This window comes from Micromonospora sp. NPDC000207, from assembly GCF_040300925.1.
GTDB lineage: Bacteria > Actinomycetota > Actinomycetes > Mycobacteriales > Micromonosporaceae > Micromonospora.
The window spans coordinates 1-5,337 of sequence record NZ_JBEPEQ010000194.1; the positions used below are offsets into that span (position 1 = coordinate 1).

The following is a 5,337-nucleotide window of genomic DNA, read 5'->3' on the forward strand; positions in this document are numbered from 1 at the left end:
GTGTCCGGCGGGGTCGGGCGAACCGCTGCCCGGCCCGCGACCCGCCCCCTACCGCCTGCCGGTCGTGGGCGTCCGAACCGGAGTCGGGCCCGGGTCGGCGATTGTTCGCCCGAGGACGGCCCGGATCCGGGCCACGTCGGCCGGTGCGCCGCCCAGCAGCACCGCCGTGCAGAGGCCGTCGGAGACCGCGACGAGGGCGGCCACCGACTCCGGGTCGTCGGTGAGGGTCGCGGCGAGGTCGGCGATGTTCTCCCGCCACCGACGGGCGACGGGGCGCAGCGCGGGCCGGCGGGCCGCGAGGGTGGCGAGTTCACGTTCGGCGAGCGCCCGGTCCCGGCCCGGCCCGCCGGACTCGGCGATCAGCGCGGCCAGGGCGTCGAGAGCGTCGCCGGGAGCATCGACGATCTCGCGGATCCGAGCGGTGTACGCGTCGGCGACGCTGGTGAGCGCCGCGACCAGCAGGTCGTCGAGAGTGGTGAAGTAGTAGGTGGTCAGGCTGGTGGTGATCCCGGCCTGTCGGGCGACGGTGCGGTGGGTGACCCCGGCCGCGCCGTCCCGGGTGACCACCGCGAGGGTGGCCTCGATGATCTCGGCTCGACGCCGCTCACCGCGCAGACGGCGTCCGTCGGTGTGGCCGCTGTCGTCGTCGGTCCCGCCCATCTACCCTCCTCGGCCCGCCCCGAGGGTAGTCGAACCGGCGTCGGCCCCCGCCGGTTGCGTCTGGTCGTCCGACCCGAGACGGGGTACGTGACGCAGCAGGACCAGGCACAGGACCGTGGCACCGGCGATGACGACGCCCGCGACGAAGGAGGCGACGTTCAGGCCGGTGGTGAAGGCATGCTGGGCGGAGTCCAGCGCACCGGGCGGCACCTGGTCGGCGACGGCGACGGCGGAGCCGAGGCTCTCCGTGAACGCGGCGGCCGTCTCCGTCGGGACCCCGTCGGGTACGCGAGTACGAACCCGGTAGACAGTGGTGGTGAGGCTGCCCAGGAGGGCGACCCCGACGGCGATGCCGAGTTCCTGGACGGTCTCGGACATCGATGCCGCCGATCCGGATCTCGACGCCGGGGCGATGCCGACGACCATGTCGGTGCCGAGGGCAGCGATCGCGCCCAGCCCGAGGTAGACGAAGGCGAACCCGACGGCCACCCGTACCTCGTCGTCGACACCGGTCGTGGCCAGCAGGGCGTACCCCACGAGGGAGAGTCCGAGGGTGGCGCCCATGACGTACCCGGGGCGGATCCGTCGGGCGACCAGCGGGGCACCGATGGCAGCCGCGAACATCGCCAGGGCGGGTGGACCCAGCCACAGCCCGGCCACCAGGGGGCTGAACCCCACGACGAGTTGCAGGTACTGGGTGACCAGGTACATCGACCCGCCGACCCCGACCAGACCGATGAGCAGCACCGTCAGCGCGACAGCGAGGGCGGGGGCCCGGAAGAGCGTCACGTCCAGGAGGGGGTCGACCAGACGGCGCTGCCGTCGCACGAACGCCACCCCGGCGATCACCCCCACCCCCGCCACCGCGAGGTCGACCAGGTGGGGGCCGTGGGCGGCGACCTGCTTGACGGCGTACACCACCGGCAGGATCGCCGAGAGCGACAGAACCACGCTGGCGAGGTCCATCCGCCCGGCGGTGGGATCGGCGTACTCCGGCAGGACGATGCGGGCTGCGGCCAGGACCACCACGGCGACGGGGACAGCGACCAGGAACGCCGCCCCCCACCAGAACGCGTCGACGAGCACCCCGCCGACGACGGGTCCCACCGCCATGCCGAGGGCGAACATCGTCGCCCACACGCCGATCGCGACGGCCCGCTGGCGTACGTCGGGGAACATGTTCGAGATCAACGACAACGTCGAGGGCATGAGCGTCGCACCCGCGACGCCCAGCAGCGCGCGGGCGAGGATCAGCAGTTCGGCGGTCGGGGCGAACGCCGCGAGGATCGACACGGCGGCGAAGGCCGTCACGCCGACCGTCAGCAGACGTCGCCGTCCGACCCGGTCCCCGAGCGTTCCCATGATGATCAGGAAGCCGGCGACGAGGAACCCGTAGGCATCCATGATCCACAGTGTCTGCGTCGCCGAGGGCGACAGGTCTGCCGCCATCGTCGGCACCACCAGGTACAACACCGTGACGTCCAGGCCCAGCAGGGCCGTCGGCAACGCCAACAGGCCCAACCCCAGCCACTGGCGTCCCCCCGCCCGTGGTGACCGGTCTCGCGTCATCCCTCTCCCCACCACGCCCTGTGTTTGTACGATCGTACAAATAGAACGTTCGTACAAACAATGGGGTGGGCCGGTCCTCTCCCGACGACCCCGACGAAGGCGGTGTTTGAACCGGACCCCCACGGGGGGACAGAGCCGGACAGCCACCCCGACGAAGGCAGCCCTCCGCCGGCGGCGCGACTCAGATCGAGCACAGGCACCGACCGGCGACCGAAGGGAACGACCCGATGACCCAGGACCCCCACCACCCGCCTGGCGGCACCGACACCCCGCACGGGGCGCACCGGTCTCCGACCCTCGCGGAGGACCTCCTACTCCTGCTCTTCCAGCCGGATGCCGGCCTGCGCTCCGGCACCGGTGCCATAGCGGGCGAGAACACCCTCTTCTACACCCTCGCGGGCGCCGTCCTCGCCGACCTCACCCTCGGCGACCACGTCCAGACCGAAACCAGCTGGGGGACGACCCGGGTGGAGGCCGTCGCGCACCGCCCACCGGCAGACGCCATCCTCCGCTCCACCTGGGAGTACCTCTCCCCGAAACCCCGAGCCGTCCAGACCGTCCTGGCGACGATCGGGCCGAAGCTCCGCGGCCCCCTGCTGGACAGGCTCGTCGAACGCGGCGACATCCACCGCACCCACCGCAAGATGCTCGGCCTGTTCAGGACGGAGGCCCTCGAAGACGGCGGCAGTGGACGCCGGGACCGCCTCGTGGCCGACGTCCGCGCGGTCCTCGTCGACGGCGCACCCGCCCGACCCCGCGTCGCCGCGCTCGCCGCCCTGCTCTCGGGCAGCGGCACCCTCCCCCAGTTCGACCCGGAGATCCCCTGGACCTCGCCGGTGATCGCCCGCGCCAAGGAGTTCGAGCAGGGCAACTGGGGAGCCGGAGCAGCCGCCGACGCCGTCGCGCTCACCATGGCTGCCGCCATCGCCACCACCGTCGTGACCGCCACCGTCCCCCGCCCCTGACCCCACCCGCACCGGCACGCCCCGACCGTCACCCGATCGAGGGACCGAGCCGACCCGCCGCCTCGCGCCCGCCCCTGCCGGAGGTGCTGGTCACGGACTGGAAGGCGCCGTCGAAGAAGAGCAGCGCGGCGTCCCCTCCGGTACGCGCGGACGACAACACCTCACCGACGAAGATCGAATGGTCACCGCTGACGTAGGCGTCGACCACCTCGCACTCCAGCCAGGCGAGCGCGCCGACGAGCAGCGGGGCACTGGTGGCCGGACCCGGACGGCAGTCGACGGCGTCGAACTGGGCGGAACCCAACCTCCGGTTCTTGTCGGCGAAGTGTCGCGCCGTGTCCACCTGACCGCCCGACATGATCGAGACGCCGAACCGGCCCTCGGCGGTGAGCGCCCGGTGCATCACGGCCGTGTGCGCCACGCAGCAGAGGACCTGGGGCGGGTCGAGCGACACGGCGCTGAACGCGTTCGCCGTCATGCCGTGCACGTGGGACCCGCCGACGGTGAGCACGACGACGCCGGTGGCGAACCGGGCCATCACCTCGCGCAGCGACGCCGGCACACCGCCCGGCGGATCCGGGGCCGCTCGCGGGACCGGAGGACGGGTCGACCGCCCGGTGCTTGACACATGACATCCCTTCGTCGAACCGACTGCCGGACAGGACGGCGACACCGGACAGGTCCACGACACCGGACAGGTCCACGACGCCGGGCAGGACGGCGACCGGCGACGCCGCATCCGGCGCGGACCTGGACGGGTCCTGCTCAGCCCGCCTCCAGGAGCCGCCGTTCGGCCTCCGGGGACCAGAGCGGATCCAGGTCCCGGCAGGCCGCGACACCCTCGTCGGTGCACATCCAGGCCCAGGTGTCGGCCAACGTGTCGCGCAGCGGGCGCTGCACGAGCCCGTGCCGGGCCGCCTTCGCCGCCGCGCCACGGTGCACCCCGGCGTGCTCCGGGCCGGGCGGGAACCAACCGGGCAGGTCGGTCCAGGGTTCGACACCGGCCTCGGCGAAGGCCGCCGGTTCACGCCAGTGCAGGGTGCTCCGGCCACCGGTGATCTCCACACCCAGCCCCAGCAGCTCACCGGTCGTCGTCCCGCCCGGTGGTCCGACGGCGTCGAAGACCCCGCCGAGTCCCTCCGCCGCAGCCCGCCACGTCCACGCCGCCAGGTCCCGGGCGTCGACGTACTGCCAGTCCAGGTCCGCAGGCCCGGGCACCGGTACGGGGCCCCCGGCGGCCAGCCGGGCCAGCCAGCGGGGCAGCCGGCGGGTGTTCTCCCGGGGCCCGACAAGCATCCCGACGCGCAGGAGCAGCGCCCGTGCGCCGAAGGCCTGCTCGACGGCGAGCTCCGAGAGGAGCTTGCTCTCGGCGTAGCTGACGTCCTGCGGGTCGTCACCGGTGGGCAGGTCGACCACCGGGGCGTCCTCGTCGGCGCCGTCCGCCGCCGGGAAGGCGTAGACCGAGCGGCTGGACACGTAGACGTACCTGTCGGCCCGGTCGCGCAGTGCGGCGGCGGAGCGGCGGACCACCGCCGGCCCGCCGGACCAGGTGTCGACCACGACGTCCCACCGCCGGTCGGTAAACAGCTCCTCGACCTCGGCCCACGAGCCCGGATCCGTCCGGTCGCCACGGAGGGCTGTCACACCCGGCGGCGGCTCGTGGTCGCCACGGTGGGCGACAGTCACCCGGGCACCCCGACGGACCCCCTCCTCGGCTACCGCCCGGCCGAGGAACTGGGTCCCGCCGAGCACCAACAGCGTCGTCACACCGTCACCGCCGACCGGGGCCGAGCCTGGTAGGCGGGGTCGATCAGCACCCGCTCGCGGTAGGCGGCGAACCGTTCGGCGATCTCCCGGGCCCGGCCCTCCGCCTCCGACAACCGCATCCGGGTGCAGTGGTAGCCGAGTTCCCGGGCGAGGACGTCGGCCGCCTCCGGCTCGAAGTCGACGGTACCGGCGTCGTCGATCCCGGTGATGCCGTCACAGCGCTGCCCACTGAGGTTGACCGCGACGGCCTCCGCCTCGCCGACACCGGGCGGCAGCACCACGTCGACGCCGGACGGCGACAACGCCACCGGATAGCCGCCGACCCGCCCCAGCGGTCCCGGGGCGTGCACCGTCGCCTCCCGCCCGTCCAGCAGCG

At 73.5% G+C, this 5,337-nt stretch carries 5 protein-coding genes and 1 pseudogene; 1 reads left to right on the plus strand and 5 read right to left on the minus strand.

The genetic code is table 11. The features are described 5' to 3' along the window. Positions 1 to 48 precede the first annotated feature (48 nt). Both ABT336_RS26620 and ABT336_RS26625 read right to left on the minus strand, forming a co-directional pair. A complete protein-coding gene (locus ABT336_RS26620) occupies positions 49 to 660 on the minus strand; it encodes a TetR/AcrR family transcriptional regulator (protein ID WP_350900232.1) in 612 nt (203 codons plus the stop codon). After that, positions 661 to 2,229: an MFS transporter gene (locus ABT336_RS26625; RefSeq protein WP_350900234.1), complete on the minus strand. Its 1,569-nt coding sequence runs from the start codon at positions 2,227 to 2,229 to the stop codon at positions 661 to 663. Positions 2,230 to 2,456: 227 nt separating this feature from the next. On the opposite strand from ABT336_RS26625, the gene ABT336_RS26630 reads away from it, so the two are divergent. Beyond that, positions 2,457 to 3,194 carry a GOLPH3/VPS74 family protein gene (locus ABT336_RS26630; protein WP_350900236.1) on the plus strand — a complete coding sequence of 246 codons (738 nt, stop codon included), beginning with the start codon at positions 2,457 to 2,459 and terminating at the stop codon, positions 3,192 to 3,194. Between the two features lie 28 nt (positions 3,195 to 3,222). Here ABT336_RS26630 and ABT336_RS26635 read toward each other — a convergent pair whose 3' ends face one another. The 3 genes and pseudogenes from ABT336_RS26635 to ABT336_RS26645 all read right to left on the minus strand — a co-directional run. After that, complete coding sequence (locus tag ABT336_RS26635; protein ID WP_350900238.1) at positions 3,223 to 3,756, minus strand: flavin reductase family protein; 534 nt, start codon at positions 3,754 to 3,756, stop codon at positions 3,223 to 3,225. Between the two features lie 203 nt (positions 3,757 to 3,959). Then, positions 3,960 to 4,961 carry an NAD-dependent epimerase/dehydratase family protein gene (locus tag ABT336_RS26640; RefSeq protein WP_350900240.1) on the minus strand — a complete coding sequence of 334 codons (1,002 nt, stop codon included), beginning with the start codon at positions 4,959 to 4,961 and terminating at the stop codon, positions 3,960 to 3,962. Then, a pseudogene (locus ABT336_RS26645) lies at positions 4,958 to 5,337 on the minus strand (hypothetical protein); the annotation flags it as partial. The pseudogene ABT336_RS26645 and the gene ABT336_RS26640, both read right to left, overlap by 4 nt.